This window comes from Pseudomonas sp. 05L36, assembly GCF_056398125.1.
Map to the genome: position 1 here is coordinate 112,545 of NZ_JBFTOU010000001.1, position 16,747 is coordinate 129,291.

Genomic DNA, 16,747 nt, shown 5'->3' on the forward strand with positions numbered 1-16,747 from the left:
CCTACAAAACACGTTAGGCCTCGATTCACCTCCTTCTGGGTGAATGCGCAGGCTTCTGTTCTTGTCTTTGATCAAATTGGTTGAGATCATCTGGCCACTATATGTGTGGCTAGGATTTTCCAAGCTCACGCCACTGTCCAGGCATGCTCAACCTCAGGAAACGGGTGCGAATGACCGAACAACTCAAGGATGAACACCTGACTTTGGTCAGTGGTCTTGTAACTCCCGAAATCGCGGTCGCCAGCACATCGGTTGCGGCGTTGTTGGCTGCCGAATCGATTCGTGGGAGCGATGGTAGTCTGATTGAAGGGCGTTTAAACATTCCCGAGTACCAGCGCCCGTATCGTTGGCAAACAAAGCATCTTCAGCGTTTGCTGAATGACCTCACTGAATATTTTTCCCCGCCTGCAGATGCAACTCTCCCCCAGCATGATTTCTATCTGGGTAGCATTATCGTGCACAAGACTCGAGAGTCTTGGAGGCATAAAGGCCAACTGAACATTATCGATGGTCAGCAGCGCTTAATCAGCATGGCGTTGCTCGCTCATCTGCTTGGAGAGCGTACGCTGGCCAATGGTGTTTGGTTGGCTTCACCAGAGTCTCAGATGCGCGCCCAACAGAACCTACAATGGCTCAAGCAACAGGCCTTGCCAAAGGTAGACTTCTCCAGGGTAAACGTCACATTGGTGGTGACACCACATGAGGATGACGCGTACCGGTTTTTTGAAACCCAGAATACCGGTGGCGTCAGGCTCAATGGTGCCGCGATTCTGAAAGCACATCATCTACGGGTGGTGCCGCAGGTTGATCAAGATAACTTTGCGAGACGGTGGGAAGCGTGGGGTGACTTGAACGGTACGATGGATTCGGTGATGAAAGCGCGCCACTGGCAAGCACTCAGATGGCGTGCGCTATCCAGTCATCGTCAGCCTATTCAGGCGAGAGAGGAAATTGTCACTGAACTTGCTGAGAGCACGGGGCGGGGTGCAGATGTGGCCTATCGCACCGCCAAAATCAGTCACTTCCTTCAAGACGAAACGCATCAGGCGGTAATGCGAGGGTACGCAATGCGCCAGCCGTTGAACGCTGGTGTGAACGTCATTCAGTACTTTGATTACTTTCAGCAGTTGAGGCGAAGTGTGCTGCTCCAACGCGATGATGGCAACCTTCAGTCCTTTCATCAGTTTTACGATCACTTGGTGAAAAGGGCCAACGGCAGCGAGTTCTTACTGAGGCTTTTTGATTGCGCTGTGTTGTTGTACGTCAGTCAGTTTGGTCGGCAGAGACTGATGGAAGCTGGGTATTGGCTATTCCGCGTGGTTTTTGCACCTCGGTTGATAAATGACAAGGCAGTGCGTGAGAGCACCGCGCAGAGTTTTGTCCATAAAAACCCTGTGTTGGACTGGATTGCGAGCAGTTTCACTCACGATGAGTTGGTCGAGACGTTGAAGAGGTTCGAATGCCCAATATCCAATCGACTTGACGAAAACAGTGTGAAATTTCGGTTCGTGCGTACAGTGCAGGAGTACTTTTCAATGCCATTGGCAAAGCCCGGCGAAGCACTGCAAGACACTTACGACAAGGAGCTCAAGCAAGCTATCGACCGGATGCTCGTGAAGCATTCCTTGAACCAGGTAGGTGCCCTATGAGCACCTGCGTCCTTTCCTATGTCCAGGCGCCTTCAGTGTTGTGTGACACGGACATTGCTCTGATCATTCCCAGCTATCAGCGCCCGTATGTATGGCCTAGCGAGGATGTGATTGCTCTACTGGATCAGATCACTACTGCCCACGACACAAAGGCGCCTCATTACTACATTGGCACGGTATTGACCTCTGTTGTGACGCCGCGGGCACCAAGTCATGCGCGTATTACTTATGAGGTCATTGACGGCCAGCAGCGCATGACAACGTTGATGCTCCTGGCGCTCGCTCTCACTGCAGTAGTACCCGACAACGCTCTTGCGCAATTCGTCGTGCTGGATAAGAAGCCACGGCTCGTGTTCGCCATTCGTGATGAAGTCCAGCGGCTGTTCGGCGCTTGGGCCGGGCTTGAAGAGGAGGAGGGCCCTAGGAAATCGTCACCTGCAGACGAAGACTACCTCAAGCATCTGTCCGCGGCCCGGAAGGCTCTCGCGGATCATCTGGACTTCTTGTTGAAGCAGAAGGATGAGGAGTATCTGGCGAGTATCGCGGACTACATCTTTTCGAAGGTGAGATGGGTCAATAACATCATGCCTAAGGGCATGGATCTGAACCGTCTTTTTTCCACCATGAACAATAGCGGTGTGCAGCTCGAGCAAAGCGACATTCTCAAGGCGCGTCTGTTGAGCAAAATCGAAAGATTGAAGCTGCGTTACGATGCGATTTGGCAAGCCTGCGAAAATATGGACGATTTTTTTGAGCGTAATCTACGTCGGGTTTTCCCTGCCGCTGATTGGAAGCGTCTCAAGAATGAAGATCTGGCTCAGTATTGTGCAGAGACCTTTCCGCTTCAACCTGTCGCGTCGCAGGTTGGACAGGGTGTGAGCATTGCCCAGCTGGCTAAGCAAGCAGTGCCAGCCAGCGATGAGGCAAAAGAGAAGGTGGAGCGTATCCGGTACTGCCGGCCCATTATCAGTTTCAGCTTGTTGTTGATGCACACCTTCCGGATCTACCAGCAAATGCATGGCGGTGAGGATGTCGAAGTTCGCCTGCATGAAAGTCGACTGAACGAATATTTTGAAAGCTTTATCGATAGTGCGGAGGCGAAACAGGCCAAGGCCTTCATCGAGTGCTTGTGGCAGGTGCGATATCAGTTTGACCGTTGGGTGGTGAAATGGCTGCCGGAGCCCGATAGCGACACTTGGTATCTACGTCAGACTAACGTCCAGCTAAAGCAGTCTGAAGAAGGTTACCGGCTCACTCGTACCCCCCTGGAGAGTAACGATCTGAGCCAGCTCCAAAGTGTGCGAAATTTCACTGGCGAACGGAGTGCACAGTACTGGTTGACGCCTTTCCTTGGAGAACTGGTGGCCGGGACAGCCAAAACGCAAGCGCGCGTGGTCACACTGTTGGAACGCATTGATAACGAATTGTCACTGGCTGAAGACAGCCAGAAAGATGCCAGCTTCATGCTGCTGATGGGGGAGCGTCCTGCTCAGCGCGACATCGGTAGTGTCCTTGAAGACTTGAACGTGCCTCAAGGAACACGTTTTGAGCATTACTGGTTTCAGAAGCTCGAATACATTCTGTGGCGTGAGCGTGGCCGTTTCAATTTCTATGACTCAAAGAAATTGGGTGGCTATCGAGTGACGTCAAAGAATTCTGTAGAACACGTCCACCCAAGAAAGGAGGAGTTTGGCCGCCTCATGGATGCGAAGCATTTGGACAGTTTCGGCAATCTGGTGCTTTTAAGTCCTGGTGAGAACTCTTCCTATAGCAATCAGAGCGTTGGGAAAAAGCGAGAAGACTTCAAAGGCAAAAGTCGATACGACTCGCTCAAGCTCGCCCACATGTTTAATGCCAAGGCTGAGCGTGATTGGGATGAGCCAGCGATTGAGGGGCATCAAAAAAAGATGTTGGGCTTGATCGCCAGTCATTATGGTCAAGGTCAGGGATAAAGAGTCAGAACAACTGAAACTCTGTGCACGCCAAGCTGCATTGGAGCTTCGGCTCTACGTACAGCCGGATGACTCGCCGTTCCTTTCGAAACGGCGTATTGAGGAAGGGAGCACCCTGATCGCGCTCCCGGAGGGGCCAGCTAAGATTTCTGCTGACTTTGATTCCATGCCTACCGTATACAAGGAGTGTTTAGCTTTCGTCTCTCAGGGAGAAGTTAGCCATGTGCTCCAGGCCCTTCACCAATGCCGAGTGATCCCAATTTTCGCCGCCCAGTGCTACGCAGGTGTTGAAAACTTGCTGAGCATTTGATGTGTTTGGCAGGTTGAGTCCTAGCTCTTTGGCACCTTGTAGCGCCAGATTCAGATCTTTCTGGTGCAGGCCGATTCGGAATCCAGGATCAAACGTTCCCTTGATCATCCGTTCAGCATGAACCTCGAGGATCTTTGAAGATGCAAAGCCTCCCATTAGGGCTTGTCGCACCATCGCTGGATCCGCACCGTTTTTAGCTGCGAACAGCAGGGCTTCGCCAACTGCCTGGATGTTCAGCGCGACAATGATCTGGTTAGCAACTTTCGCTGTCTGGCCGTCACCGTTCCCGCCGACACGTGTAATGTTTTTTCCCATGACCTCGAACAAGGGGAGGGCACGTTGGAATGTCTCTGAGCTTCCGCCCACCATGATGCTAAGAGTGCCTGCCTTGGCTCCAACCTCACCACCGGATACCGGAGCATCCAGGTAAGTCGCCTGAGTAGCATTGATCTTCTCAGCAAACACCTTGGTAGCTGACGGGGAGATGGAGCTCATATCGATGACCACTTTGTTAGGCCCGATACCCTCTGCCACGCCGTCTGCACCGAACAGCACTCCTTCTACCTGAGGAGTGTCGGGCACCATCACAATGATGAACTCCGCTTTCTGAGCAACCTCTTTTGGGCTGGCCAACGCAATGGCTCCGCCTTCGAGCAGGTCTGCGGGAGCGGAGCTGTGATGAGTTGAGAGATAGATCTTGTGGCCAGCTTTCTGCAGATTCAGAGCCATTGGGCGGCCCATAATGCCTGTGCCGATAAAGCCAATGTTCGCCATGTGGGTTGCCTCTTATCATTTCTGGAGCCACGTCCTTCTGGCAGGACGCGGCTTTATTGAAGGAATCGGAAAGCGCCTAAATGTGGCGATTCTTTAAACTACATTGTGAGTCTTTAACCAGTTGAGGCCGGCCTCGGTCGTAGTAAGCGGCTTGTACTCTGCTCCAATCCATCCTTGGTAGCCGATACGAGTTAACCACTCAAACAGGAAGTGGTAGTTGATCTCACCAGTGCCTGGCTCATTGCGGCCAGGGTTGTCTGCCAACTGGATATGGTTGATCAGTTGGAGGTTGGCTTCCATGGTGCGAGCCAGGTCACCCTCCATGATCTGCATGTGGTAAATGTCGTACTGCAGGAACAGGTTGTCGCTGCCTACTTGGGCCTGGATTTCGAGGGCCTGCTGAGTAGTGTTCAGATAGAAGCCCGGGATATCTCGGGTGTTGATCATTTCCATGACCAAGCGAATCCCAGCCGCTTTGAGCTTACTGGCGGCGAACCTGAGGTTCTCGACAAAGGTCTTGTGCACGGTGGCGAAGCCCATTCCCAGAGGATGGATACCAGCCAAGCAGTTGACCTGGGTGTTGCCCAGAACTTTTGCGTACTCAATGGCCTTGTCGACGCCAGCACGGAATTCTTCTACGCGGTCGGGATGGCATGCAATACCACGCTCCCCTTTGGCCCAATGGCCAGCGGGAAGGTTGAACAACACCTGGGTTAGGCCGTGGGCGTCGAGCTGCTGTTTAATCTCGGTGACACTGAAATCATATGGGAAGAGATACTCGACTCCTTTGAAGCCAGCATCAGACGCGGCTTTAAAACGAGCTAAAAACTCATGTTCGGTGAACAGCATCGAGAGGTTGGCTGCGATACGGGGCATGGGGCTTTCCTTCTGCTGAAAACTTAGTTTTGACTCAGTGGCAGAATCGAAGTCGGGGCGTCATCGGCAGTGACTGCAATCTCTTCGAATTCATTGATCGCATTGATTTCTGTACCCATTGCGATGTTAGTCACACGCTCAAGAATGATCTCAACGACGACCGGGACGCGGAATTTTTCCGCCATCTGCTGAGCTTCTCGTAGTGCAGGAGCAATTTCCGAAGGCTCGTGTACGCGAATCGCTTTACAGCCGAGCCCTTCCACAACGGCCACATGATCTACGCCATAGCCATTGAGCTCCGGAGCATTGATGTTTTCGAATGCCAGCTGAACACAGAAGTCCATCTCAAAGCCGCGTTGCGCTTGGCGAATCAAACCGAGATACGAGTTGTTCACCAGTACATGGACGTACGGCAGGTTGAACTGCGCACCCACAGCCAGCTCTTCGATCATGAACTGGAAGTCATAGTCGCCTGACAGTGCGACAACCTTGCGCGTCGGGTCGGCCTTGACCACGCCCAGCGCCGCAGGGATCGTCCAGCCCAGAGGGCCGGCTTGGCCGCAGTTGATCCAGTGACGCGGTTTGTAGACGTGCAGGAACTGCGCGCCGGCAATCTGCGACAGACCGATGGTGCTGACGTAGCAAGTGTCCTTGCCGAACACCTGGTTCATCTCTTCGTAAACACGTTGCGGCTTGACCGGTACATTGTCGAAGTGAGTCTTGCGTTGCAGGCTGGCTTTGCGCTGCTGGCAGTCTTGCAGCCAGGCGTTGCGGTTTTTCAGCTTGCCCGCGGCTTGCCATTCGCGAGCAACTTCGATGAACACGGTCAGCGCGGCAGCGGCGTCGGAAACGATGCCCAGATCCGGGGTGAACACGCGGCCGATCTGAGTGCCTTCGATGTCGACGTGAATGAACTTACGGCCTTCGGTGTAGACGTCGACCGAACCGGTGTGACGGTTGGCCCAACGGTTACCGATGCCCAGCACCACGTCGGATTTCAGCATCGTGGCATTGCCATACCGGTGCGAGGTTTGCAGACCGACCATGCCGACCATCAGCGGGTGATCGTCAGGGATGGTGCCCCAGCCCATCAGGGTAGGGATGACCGGGATGCCGGTCAGCTCGGCAAACTCCACGAGCAGGTCGCTAGCATCGGCATTGATGATGCCGCCACCGGCCACCAGCAATGGGCGCTCGGCTTGATCGAGAAGTGCCAGGGCTTTTTCTACTTGAACGCGGGTAGCGGCTGGCTTGGCCACTGGCAGCGGCTGGTAAGCGTCGATATCGAATTCAATTTCCGCCATCTGCACGTCGAACGGCAGGTCGATCAGCACCGGGCCTGGGCGGCCGGAGCGCATTTCATAGAAGGCTTTCTGGAACGCGTAAGGCACCTGGCCCGGTTCCAAAACGGTGGTTGCCCACTTAGTAACCGGTTTGACGATACTGGTGATGTCGACTGCCTGGAAGTCTTCCTTGTGCATACGGGCACGGGGTGCTTGGCCGGTGATGCAGAGAATCGGGATCGAGTCGGCCGAGGCGCTGTAGAGCCCGGTAACCATGTCGGTGCCGGCAGGGCCGGAAGTGCCGATGCACACGCCGATGTTGCCGGCCTTGGTGCGGGTGTAGCCCTCGGCCATGTGCGAGGCACCTTCAACGTGACGCGCGAGGACGTGATCAATGCCGCCGACTTTTTTCAACGCAGAGTACAGCGGGTTAATAGCTGCACCTGGGATGCCAAACGCGGTATCAACCCCTTCACGGCGCATTACCAGAACGGCTGCGTCAATTGCTCTCATCTTCGGCATAGCAATTCCTCCGGAATAACAATATTTTTATACTGAAGTCCAGTGTGGAGCAGCACGTGCAGGCCTTGAAGCCCCATAAATTAGTTTCTGCCGATATAAAAGGTATCGAATGGCGCGTCTAACAGAACTCCAAAGCTTCATTCAGATCGCCCAGAAAGGCAGTTTTGCTGCAGCGTCCCTCAGCGAGGGTGTCACCCCCGCGATGCTGGGAAGGAGGCTGGATTCGCTCGAGAAACGGCTGGGGGTAAAACTCATGCACAGGTCGACTCGAGGCCTGCATCTGACAGAGCTGGGAGAGCAGCTGCTGGAAAGGGCAAAGTATTTGGTGCGGGAGTTCGATGACATGGAGGCGAGCATCAGCAACAGCGCGAAGCTCGTCTCGGGCAACCTGCTAGTCTCTGCGCCTGCTGCATTTGGAAGGCTGCACGTAGCTCCTCATGCGCTGGGTTTCCATGAGAAATTTCCAAATCTAAAACTGTCTTTCAACCTCACGGATAGCCTTGTTGATTTGGTCGGGGAGGGCTACGACCTCAGCATTCGAATTGGCTGGGTAACCGACCCCAACTATGTCGCCGTAAAGCTATTTACCAACCGAAGAGTGGTGTGCGGTACGCCTGAGTATTTTGCTAAACATGGTCGGCCGACAACCTTGGAGGAGCTCTCAAATCACAACTGCCTGGCCTTCACATTACAGGGCGGTCAGCCGCGGGGATGGACGTTCCAAAGGGATGGAAAACAAATTGCTATGCGAGTGAATGGGAACCTGGCATGCAACGATGGTGAGTTACTTTTTTCTTGGATGAGGCAGGGGCTGGGAATTGGCTGGCGTTCAATCTGGGAGATTCGCAGAGAACTGGAGAGTGGCGAGCTTGTTACGGTATTGGATGAGTTCGCCTTGAATGACTACGACATCCAGGCGGTTTACCCTCAGCAGAGATTTCTGCCGGCGAAGGTCAGGCATTTTATAGACTACTTGAAGGGTGTTTATCAGCATCCTGATTACTGGCTGTGATGGCGCAGCTCAGCGTGAAAAGGGGCGGTGATTAGCCGCCCCAGATTGTCACTTCAGCTGGAAGATAGCTTCGATCTCAACGGCCATACCCGATGGTAGGGAAGAGGCACCAGTTGCAATCCGGGCGTGTTGTCCCGAGGCTCCCAGTACTTTTGCTATGAGATCAGAGGCAGCATCGAGTACCTGAGAATGCGCGGTGAAGTCCTTAGCGCAATTGACCACGCCTGCCAACCTCACGGCCGTCACCACTTTGGATGGGTCGTCGCCAGTGGCTTGGGCTAGGTGGCCCAGAATGTTAAGCGCGCAAAGCTGCGCTGCTTCACGACCCTGCTCCACGGTCAGATCTCGACCAACCCGCCCGGAAAACTTGAGCTCACCATTTACGCGTGGCGCCTGCCCAGCAACGAACAGTAAGTCGCCGGCCTTGACCGCTGGGACGTAACTGCCGCGGGGAGCGTTGCAAGGCGGCAATTCCAGATTCAGCTCTTTAAGTGCTTCGGTAAAAGTGCGGTAACTCATTTGATCTGCCTCCAGTCGCCTTGATCGCCTTTCCAGTTAATTGAGTGCCCCATCGCACGCATGACGCTACCGCGCAGAGATCTCACCATTCCTTCGTACTCACGCATGGCGATGCCGTCGTGTGCCGGCTCAGGCCCCATGAACATTCCATCGACGCCACCGTGAGCAATGCAAAGTTCGGTGCTTCGCGTTTCAATCTCTGGCTCATGGAAAACAAATGGGTTCTCGAGAAGAGCCGAAAGCGCTGCCACGATACCCGTAGCGCCCCAGTTGGAGATGTTCGAGATCACGAGCCAGTCTGCTGCTGTGACAGCGCCTACACCGCCACGTCCCGGGGTTCCGCAATCCACAGCTTTTGGTGAGAAGGTCGGGAGTTCCTTGGCGATTACGCCCATGCCCAGTTCATTGCCACCGTCTCCAATGCCAAGCGTCATGATTCCGCGAGATTTCGCCTTGTTGAACAAGTAATCAAGGTCACCAACCATGCCATCCAATGGTCGGCCACCAAGGCCGTGGTAAAGGCCGTTCGAGTTACAGCCAGGACGCTCGATCGAAAGCAGCAGGGAAGGTTGCGTAATGTCTAGCAGGTCATCCGCAGCTCGATGGCAGGCGTTTTTCTCCTTCGAAACCGGTTTGATATAGATCGGGCGTAGATACTCAATAGCCTCGGCCTTTCCGGAGGCCGGCAGCAGTCGTGGGGCCAGCCCCGCGCCTCGACATGTGGCCTCCATCATCTCGACCCAATCTTCGTCGATCACAATCACGGTCATTACACCGAGACCCAGAAACAACGCTCGGGCAAGGAGAGCTGCGCCAATGGGGCCATCAGTCTCGGGAACACCGCCACCTTCGGGGAAGCCCGTAGCAATAACGATCGGCTGATTTGGCTTAGAGCGTGCAGCCTCCACCAAGCGTTCTGCAGCACCCATGCAGCAATAACCAGGTTGGTTTTTCTGCAGCGCGGCATACAGGTTCGAAATCAGACCGACGCCTGTGAAGTCGATCTTCATGAATTCATCGATGGTCTGTGACACTCGCTGATAGCGTGCACTTTCAGGCTTTAACATTTCTTCTAATCCCTTTCGCGGTTAGAGAGGACATTGGCATTACTGGGCGGTCAGGATTTCGGCGTAGAGCTCGGGATCGACATTGCCGCCACTCAGGACAATCACAGTCGTCCGATCGCGTGTTTGAATGCGTTGCTCAAGCACTGCTGCCAAGCCAACAGCACCGCCTGGCTCTAGCACCAATTTCAGTCTGTCGTAGGCGACCCGCATTGCTTTGCGAACCTCGTCGTCACTAACAACGAGGCTGCCAGCCAGAAGTCGGTGGTTGATGTCAAACGTCAGCTCACCTGGTGTAACTACCTGCAATGCATCACAGATGGATTTGGCCTCAGGGGCGTTACGCTCGCGCTTTCCGCTCGCAAGAGAACGAGCGAGTTCATCGAAGCCTTGAGGTTCAACCGCATAGACCTGAGTCCGCTCACTCTTCGCGCGAACTGCAGTTGCTAGACCGGCAATAAGGCCCCCACCGCTACAGGCGGCAATGAGGCTGTCGGCTTCGACTCCCATTGCGGAGAGGTCTTCCATGATCTCCAAGCCGACGGTACCTTGCCCAGCGATGACGTAGGGATCATCGTAAGGAGGAACCATCGTTGCTCCGGTACGATTAGCGATTTCTGCACCGATTGCCTCACGGTCGTCTTTCTGACGATCGTAGAGAATGACTTTCGCGCCGTTGGCTCTTGCACCCTTTACCTTGGCTTGAGGGGCGTCTGCCGGCATGATGATGGTGGCGGGTATTCCCAGAATCCGAGCTACTGCAGAAGTTGCAAGCGCGTGATTCCCTGACGAAAAGGCTACGACTCCAGCGCGTTTTTGTTCTGGAGACAGCTGAAGCAGTCGATTGCAAGCACCACGAAACTTAAAGGATGCCGTTCGTTGCAAAACTTCAGGTTTGAAAATCAGACGGCCACCAACAATCTCGTTGAGCTCCTGGTTTTCCATGAGCGGGGTGCGGATTGCGAAGTCCTTGATGCGATGAGCTGCCTCCTGGATGTCTTTGAGTGTAGGAGGGACTGGTCGTGTGCCTTTTTCGATATTGGACATATTGGTTTCCAAGTGTTGATGGCATTTCCGTTAACTCTGCATCGAGTGTATGAACAGGCTAATAATTCTGTAAACTCAGAAATACTAAGTGTTCCTGTTAAGCAAAATTGAACAAGTGCTGGAGGCGGGAAAGTGAACATTAAGCTGTTAGAGACTTTTGTTGAGCTTGCTCATATGCCGCATTTGAGGAAACTGGCGGATCGTTTGCATGCAACCCCTTCAGCTTTGTCTATGCGCGTTAAGAGTCTTGAGGAACAACTTGGTGTAGAACTATTCACTTCTGATCACAAGGTGTTGGTTTTGACGGATGTAGGTCGACGTCTACTTCCTTATGCAGAAGCAGCTATTTCAGCACTGAATGAGTTTAGAGCTGCGGCGTTAGAAGCAAACGAGGTTGGAGGGGTAGTTAGAATCGGACTGATTGAAGCAGCGGTTTATACGTTGCTGCCAGGGCTAGTAAAGCGTATTGAGTCCGAATTCAAAAAAATCTCGGTCAGCTGGGTAGTTGGGCTTACAGTCGATTTGTTGGAGCAGCTCAATAGGGGAGAGATTGATCTAGTGTTCTCCCTGGATCGTCAGCCACAAAATCCCCATGCAATCTCAGAAAAAATGATCTCGCTAGGCACGCACTGGGTGGCGAAGACTGGACTGATTAAAGAGATGAGGGACGAGTCGTCGATATTTTCCTACCAAATCTTGACGCCCATGAGTAACACCGCTCCGCACGATGAAGCCACTCGCACCGTCCAGCGTATGGCATTTAAGTACGGGATCAATCCAACAGAAATTCAGCTTTCCAGCACGCCCTCCATATCCGCCTTGATCGCGCTAATCCGCAATGGCATCGGAATCGGGGTTATCCCAGCATTGTTGGTTGCCGAGGAGCTTGGGCGCGGCGAACTTGAGATCCTGCCAGTCACACCGCCTCCACCCATGGTCGTGTACAGCTGGCACATGAAAAACGCCTCTCCTGCCACGCTTAGGATGGTAGGCCTAGCTTCAGAGGTCGCCGCCAACATGGCTGGAGGCACCTGTGACGAGGATGTGGCGAACATTTATGATCGCTGAGTTAAGAGCGAAAATGGCATGCTCACCTAAGGTTGATAGCTACATTCCTGTTGGCTGATAAAATCTGCTTATCAGTCGAAATCGTTAATGAAAATTGGACGTTATCGTTAGGCAGCGCGACGATGAACCACAGCGCGATGAGCACGCTCAACAGGAGGTTGAATGTTGATTGGATCACAAAATTTTTTACGAATTTGCTGTGGCCAATAACGAGTTGTGTGCACTAAGCCGAGTATCCCAAAATAACAAAAGGCTGTGGCGTATGGCCGCTAGTAATAACTTTTTTACTGTCTATTACGAAGGTTGTTCGCCCACTATTTCGCAGGAGAAAGGAAATGGCTATAAATATCGGGGCTGCTGAGAGCATCAGCGAGCCTGCTACCTCCCAAAAAAAATTATCAGGGAATATGGGTTCGTTAAGCCTGGCGATGACGGTCTTGGCGTTCTCGGCGCCACTGACTACAGTGGCTGGATATATCCCTGTATCTTTAATGTTTGGCGGAGTGGGTAGTCCACTACTTTTCGTTTTTGTTTCGGTGATGATGTTGCTGTTTGGTATTGGCTACGTCACGTTGAATAATGCTGTGAAGAGATCTGGAGATTTTTATTCATTTATTAGTTATGGTCTGGGTAAGTCGGCAGGGCTTGGTGCCGGTTTGACTGCGGCAGTATCATATTTTGTGTTGCTCGCTGGCGTCACTTCCTACTTTGGCGTTTCATGTGCTGAACTTCAGACGAGTCTGACGGGCTCAGCATTCCCTTGGTATGCGTACGCGTTAAGTTGTTGGGCGGTGGTCGGTATTCTTGGCTATTTCCATGTTGAGTTATCAGCCAAGGTGTTGTTGTGGGTGATGTTGGCAGAAATTGTAGTGTGTTTGGGGTTCTCATTTGGTGTGCTGCAGGTAGGCGGTGATACTACACTGGCTGCAATGACTCCATTCTCACCAAGTGAACTTACGAAGGAAGGCGTCAATATTCCATTTTCCATGCTATTTGTTGTTTCGTTCTTCATGGGCTTTGAGGCGACAGCTCTTTATCGTGACGAGCTTAAGGATCCTGATACAACGATCCCTCGTGCAACCTATGGTTCCATCCTGTTCATCGGAGCCATGTATACCATCTGCGTTTATGCATTGATTATGGCCTATGGCCCAAGCGCTCAGGCTGTTGCAACCGACTCCCCGGCCACGATGTTTTCAAATGCCTTTGGTAGATTCATCGACCCTCGGCTTCAGATGATCATCACTGTCCTTGTTCTCTCATCGGCTTTCGCTTCTGCTCTGTCGACTCACAACGTTCTGGCTCGATATCTCTTCAACCTGGGGACGGATGGTGCGCTGCCTAAACCGCTAAGCCGCATCCACGTTAAGCACGGATCGCCGTTCGCTTCTTCAATGGCAGTCTCCACTATGGTGCTCCTGGTACTGTTTCCATTCATCGTGATTGGAGCAAAGCCCGAGCTGCTCTATGGCCAACTTTCTGGTGTGGGAACGTCGGGTGTCATCATTTTGATGACAGTGGTCAACCTGTCCTCCCTGACTTGGTACCTGCGTAAAGGTCGGTACGAAGGTATCAGTTTCGCAAAAGCGTTTTTGGCACCAGCAATCTCTTCGGTATTTTTCATCGGTCTAGTGGGTCTAGTTGCCTATCACTTCGAACTGTTGGTAGGAGGGGAGCCTGGGGAGCGCACCTGGTTGTTGTATTGCTTGGTTGGTGTTCTATTTGCGGGGATGGCGCTTGCTCAATACTTCAAGCGCAATCGGCCAGCAGTTTATGAAAGATTGGGTCGTAGTCACCCTTGATAGTAGTAAAAACGGAGCCTCAGCAGCCTGTGTGAAAACTTAGCGAGCTGCGCGGTGCCCTAAGAAAATGCTCCGTATCGAAAGATGCGGAGCATTTTTCGTTATGGCTTGCATGCAAGTGAGTCGGCCGGTTTGTTTGGCCATTTGGTGACTAATACGGCGAGCCCTACGGCTAGTGATGAGCATTCCGCCGAAGGCCCATTACTACGTCATGACAGGCCCATTCGAAGAGTCGTCAAGCGGGCGCGATGCTTGTTGCTGCACAATTCAAAGCTCCTAGAATACAAAAGCATCAGTTTCCCTTGAGAGTTTGCTGTCAGCCAACCACTCGTTGATGACAGCGTACTTGATGAAAATCGAGCTCAAGACGCAGTGGACACCGAACACCTTTTGAGGTCGGGTTGCAATGGCTGCGCCCCGCTCATGAAGGTGAATACCTGCCCGGATTCAATTTGCCAAATGGCTAAAGGACTGCTGGGGGACATTGGCAGTCGGGTTCGCTGGCCGATCCACACGGATGGCTGGAAGGTAATAACGGTCGGATAAACGCCATCAAGCTTATGGCGTACTGTTACCGGTATAGCGACTTCTTTTTCATGCGGATCAAGAGCGTCTTTATCGGCAGCTCGTGATGAGCCTTTATACCCGCCAGTAAGCAGCTGCCACCTTTTGTGCAAGCTGGGCAACGATCCGGTTCAGGGGCATGTCGGCGCGTTCGGTGAAACTCGCTGTGAAGGACATCACAGGCATCTCGTAGGGGGTCTCAATAACGTGCAGCTTTCCGCTAGCAATTTCTTCAAGCACAACATGTTCAGGGATCGCAGCGATGCCTATGCCATCAACGGCCATACGGACGATCGAAGAAAGAGAGGAGTTCGAGAATAGCCTCGCTTTATGGACTCCTTCGCGTGCAAACATCTCTTTGAGCTGCCAATAGGGGCGAGTATTCCTCGCAAACGTGATGATCGGATATGCGGCCAACTCGAGCAGACTTGGAGGGTCGCTGGTAATTTCTAGATCAGGAGATTTTATCCAGCTTATCGGATAGCTGCAGAGTGGGAGGTTTTCCGCATTGCCGGCATTAACCGGCCCCATGAGCAGTGCAATATCCAGTGTGCAATCTGTCAGTCCAGCAGTCATGTTGGCGGTACTGTCTACCACAACATCTAATGTGATTTCTGGGTACTCTTGATTAAGTAGCTTTAGAAGGTCAGATAGCCAAGTGTGGACGATCGTATCTGATGCGCCCAGGCTCACGGTGCCACTTAAGCCCTTCCTCCCAGCGACCGCTTCTACCATCTCTGTCTCAAGAGCAAGCATGCGTTCCGCATAGTTGAGTAGCTCACGCCCTTGCGTCGTCAGGTAGCAACCGCGTTTATCTCGTTCAAATAGGCGCCCCTTCAGCTGCTGTTCCAGCTGTGCAATACGAGCTGAGACGGCTGGCTGTGAGGTGTGCAATTTCTCTGCTGCCTTGTGGAAACCGCCAAGCAGTGCGACTGCATGGAAGGTTTGTAGGCTTCTTAGATCAATCATGGCTGGCCTCTTGTTTGCTGAGTCGCCTGGTCTGCTCGCGCGCCTATCGGCTGGCCTGCAGGTGCCGGGGTAGACACGTTACAGCAAAATGACAGGGGAGTGTCTACCTATGCGGAGCTTCTAGCACGCTTTGCCCTTGAGGGGCGTGTGATAGGTGCACGTTATCTGAGGCAATCCATAATCGCAATTGGACGTTATCAGTCATCCGAGCGACGATTGATATCAACAGGCAGGTGGCCGGAAGCTTGCTCGTATCAATCCTCATGCGTCTGATTGAGGAGCGTTTCAAGGACATTTCCGGCAGCTGCCAAACTAGAAGAAATATAAGTAACCAAGTATTCAAATGAGGAGAAGTGGAATGTTCTCGCTGCATTTGCCCCACGAGCGACTGCTCGAAGCATACAGAACTATGCAAACCATCCGTTGTTTCGAAGAGCGTATTGCGACTGAGATGGGTACGGGGGATATCCCTGGCAGTACTCATCTCTATGCTGGCCAGGAGGCAAGCGCTGTAGGTGTCTGCATGCATCTTTCGGATGAGGATTATATCTCCTCTACTCACCGTGGTCATGGTCACTGTATTGCCAAAGGATGTGATATCAACGCGATGATGGCCGAGTTATTTGGCCGTGTGACCGGTACTTGTGGTGGTAAGGGCGGTTCTCAGCATATTGCCGATCTGCGCAAGGGAATGTTGGGTGCTAACGGTATTGTTGCTGGCGGTGCGCCAATTACCTGCGGAGCGGCACTCAGCGCGAAACTGAGGAAGACCGACCGCGTAGCTATCGCTTTTGCTGGTGACGGGGCCATGAACGAAGGCGCGATGGCCGAAAGTCTCAACCTGGCTAAGATCTGGATGCTTCCCATCATTTTCGTTATTGAAGACAACGGATTTGGTGAGGCTACAGCGAACGAGTTCGTCTCGGCCGGTAGCTTCGTGCGCCGTGCTGAGGGGTACGACATTCCATCTGCAGAGGTTGATGGAACAGACGTGTTCAAGGTCTATACCGCCGCCGGTGAAGCCATCGAGCGAGCACGTGCAGGTGGCGGGCCGTCGCTACTTCATGTCCATGTTCCTCGATACTACGGCCACTACAGTGGAGATCCGGATACTTACCGCACTCCTGAAGAAAAGAAAATCATGCGTCAGGAACAAGATTGCTTAATCAAGTTCCGCAACAAAGTTTCTGTTGAGGATCTTGTTAAAGGTTCTGCGCTTGAGGCAATTGATGCTGAGGTAATCGCTGCTGTCGATGAGGCTGTGAAATTCGCTCGTAACTCCGAATTCCCACCGGCATCTGCACTCACCACTGACGTCTACGTGAAGTATCAGTAA

General features: G+C 52.9%; 13 protein-coding genes. 6 read left to right on the forward strand and 7 right to left on the reverse strand.

The window, feature by feature from the left end; genetic code table 11:
- Nucleotides 1-170: 170 nt before the first annotated feature.
- Nucleotides 171-1,649: a DUF262 domain-containing protein gene (locus tag AC1DKH_RS00540; RefSeq protein WP_223616333.1), complete on the forward strand. Its 1,479-nt coding sequence runs from the start codon at nucleotides 171-173 to the stop codon at nucleotides 1,647-1,649.
- Nucleotides 1,646-3,601, forward strand: coding sequence for a DUF262 domain-containing protein (locus AC1DKH_RS00545; protein ID WP_223616332.1), 1,956 nt, complete (start codon nucleotides 1,646-1,648; stop codon nucleotides 3,599-3,601). Before AC1DKH_RS00540 ends, AC1DKH_RS00545 begins: the two co-directional genes overlap by 4 nt.
- Nucleotides 3,602-3,791: 190 nt before the next feature.
- Here AC1DKH_RS00545 and AC1DKH_RS00550 read toward each other — a convergent pair whose 3' ends face one another.
- From AC1DKH_RS00550 to gcl, 3 genes are all read right to left on the reverse strand, one after another.
- Nucleotides 3,792-4,685, reverse strand: coding sequence for a 2-hydroxy-3-oxopropionate reductase (locus tag AC1DKH_RS00550; protein ID WP_223616331.1), 894 nt, complete (start codon nucleotides 4,683-4,685; stop codon nucleotides 3,792-3,794).
- A 93-nt stretch (nucleotides 4,686-4,778) separates the two neighbouring features.
- Complete coding sequence (gene hyi, locus AC1DKH_RS00555) at nucleotides 4,779-5,561, reverse strand: hydroxypyruvate isomerase (protein ID WP_223616330.1); 783 nt, start codon at nucleotides 5,559-5,561, stop codon at nucleotides 4,779-4,781.
- A gap of 23 nt (nucleotides 5,562-5,584) precedes the next feature.
- Nucleotides 5,585-7,366: a glyoxylate carboligase gene (gene gcl / locus AC1DKH_RS00560; RefSeq protein ID WP_223616329.1), complete on the reverse strand. Its 1,782-nt coding sequence runs from the start codon at nucleotides 7,364-7,366 to the stop codon at nucleotides 5,585-5,587.
- 109 nt (nucleotides 7,367-7,475) lie between these two features.
- On the opposite strand from gcl, the gene AC1DKH_RS00565 reads away from it, so the two are divergent.
- Entirely contained in the window at nucleotides 7,476-8,378 is a 903-nt protein-coding gene (locus AC1DKH_RS00565; RefSeq protein WP_223545226.1) for a LysR family transcriptional regulator, read from the forward strand.
- Between the two features lie 48 nt (nucleotides 8,379-8,426).
- On the opposite strand, the gene AC1DKH_RS00570 is transcribed toward AC1DKH_RS00565, so the two are convergent.
- From AC1DKH_RS00570 to AC1DKH_RS00580, 3 genes are read right to left on the reverse strand one after another with little or no spacing between them, the layout of a single operon-like run.
- Nucleotides 8,427-8,897 (reverse strand): RidA family protein, encoded by a 471-nt coding sequence (locus tag AC1DKH_RS00570; protein ID WP_223507658.1) that lies wholly within the window; start codon nucleotides 8,895-8,897, stop codon nucleotides 8,427-8,429.
- Nucleotides 8,894-9,964, reverse strand: coding sequence for a glutamate cyclase domain-containing protein (locus tag AC1DKH_RS00575; RefSeq protein ID WP_223507659.1), 1,071 nt, complete (start codon nucleotides 9,962-9,964; stop codon nucleotides 8,894-8,896). The genes AC1DKH_RS00570 and AC1DKH_RS00575 overlap by 4 nt, the downstream gene beginning before the upstream one ends.
- A 39-nt stretch (nucleotides 9,965-10,003) precedes the next feature.
- On the reverse strand, nucleotides 10,004-11,008 hold the full coding sequence (locus AC1DKH_RS00580; protein ID WP_223545224.1) for a threonine ammonia-lyase: 1,005 nt from the start codon (nucleotides 11,006-11,008) through the stop codon (nucleotides 10,004-10,006).
- A 132-nt stretch (nucleotides 11,009-11,140) separates the two neighbouring features.
- Between AC1DKH_RS00580 and AC1DKH_RS00585 the strand changes: the two genes are divergently transcribed.
- Together AC1DKH_RS00585 and AC1DKH_RS00590 are read left to right on the forward strand one after the other, a co-directional pair.
- Nucleotides 11,141-12,076 carry a LysR family transcriptional regulator gene (locus tag AC1DKH_RS00585; protein ID WP_223507661.1) on the forward strand — a complete coding sequence of 312 codons (936 nt, stop codon included), beginning with the start codon at nucleotides 11,141-11,143 and terminating at the stop codon, nucleotides 12,074-12,076.
- Between the two features lie 335 nt (nucleotides 12,077-12,411).
- Nucleotides 12,412-13,878 carry an APC family permease gene (locus AC1DKH_RS00590; protein ID WP_223507662.1) on the forward strand — a complete coding sequence of 489 codons (1,467 nt, stop codon included), beginning with the start codon at nucleotides 12,412-12,414 and terminating at the stop codon, nucleotides 13,876-13,878.
- Nucleotides 13,879-14,517: 639 nt separating this feature from the next.
- Here AC1DKH_RS00590 and AC1DKH_RS00595 read toward each other — a convergent pair.
- Nucleotides 14,518-15,411 (reverse strand): LysR family transcriptional regulator, encoded by an 894-nt coding sequence (locus AC1DKH_RS00595; protein WP_223507663.1) that lies wholly within the window; start codon nucleotides 15,409-15,411, stop codon nucleotides 14,518-14,520.
- A gap of 358 nt (nucleotides 15,412-15,769) precedes the next feature.
- Between AC1DKH_RS00595 and AC1DKH_RS00600 the strand changes: the two genes are divergently transcribed.
- The gene (locus AC1DKH_RS00600) at nucleotides 15,770-16,747 is read left to right on the forward strand and encodes a thiamine pyrophosphate-dependent dehydrogenase E1 component subunit alpha (protein ID WP_223507664.1); all 978 of its coding nucleotides are present in this window, start codon (nucleotides 15,770-15,772) and stop codon (nucleotides 16,745-16,747) included.

Excerpts from the sequence above, each read along its gene's own strand:
- AC1DKH_RS00580 (WP_223545224.1), bottom strand. The coding sequence starts at position 11,008 with ATGTCCAATATCGAAAAAGGCACACGACCAGTCCCTCCTACACTCAAA.
- AC1DKH_RS00600 (WP_223507664.1), top strand. The coding sequence starts at position 15,770 with ATGTTCTCGCTGCATTTGCCCCACGAGCGACTGCTCGAAGCATACAGA.
- AC1DKH_RS00595 (WP_223507663.1), bottom strand. The coding sequence starts at position 15,411 with ATGATTGATCTAAGAAGCCTACAAACCTTCCATGCAGTCGCACTGCTT.
- hyi (WP_223616330.1), bottom strand. The coding sequence starts at position 5,561 with ATGCCCCGTATCGCAGCCAACCTCTCGATGCTGTTCACCGAACATGAG.
- AC1DKH_RS00540 (WP_223616333.1), top strand. The coding sequence starts at position 171 with ATGACCGAACAACTCAAGGATGAACACCTGACTTTGGTCAGTGGTCTT.
- AC1DKH_RS00590 (WP_223507662.1), top strand. The coding sequence starts at position 12,412 with ATGGCTATAAATATCGGGGCTGCTGAGAGCATCAGCGAGCCTGCTACC.
- AC1DKH_RS00545 (WP_223616332.1), top strand. The coding sequence starts at position 1,646 with ATGAGCACCTGCGTCCTTTCCTATGTCCAGGCGCCTTCAGTGTTGTGT.
- gcl (WP_223616329.1), bottom strand. The coding sequence starts at position 7,366 with ATGCCGAAGATGAGAGCAATTGACGCAGCCGTTCTGGTAATGCGCCGT.
- AC1DKH_RS00550 (WP_223616331.1), bottom strand. The coding sequence starts at position 4,685 with ATGGCGAACATTGGCTTTATCGGCACAGGCATTATGGGCCGCCCAATG.
- AC1DKH_RS00565 (WP_223545226.1), top strand. The coding sequence starts at position 7,476 with ATGGCGCGTCTAACAGAACTCCAAAGCTTCATTCAGATCGCCCAGAAA.
- AC1DKH_RS00570 (WP_223507658.1), bottom strand. The coding sequence starts at position 8,897 with ATGAGTTACCGCACTTTTACCGAAGCACTTAAAGAGCTGAATCTGGAA.
- AC1DKH_RS00575 (WP_223507659.1), bottom strand. The coding sequence starts at position 9,964 with ATGTTAAAGCCTGAAAGTGCACGCTATCAGCGAGTGTCACAGACCATC.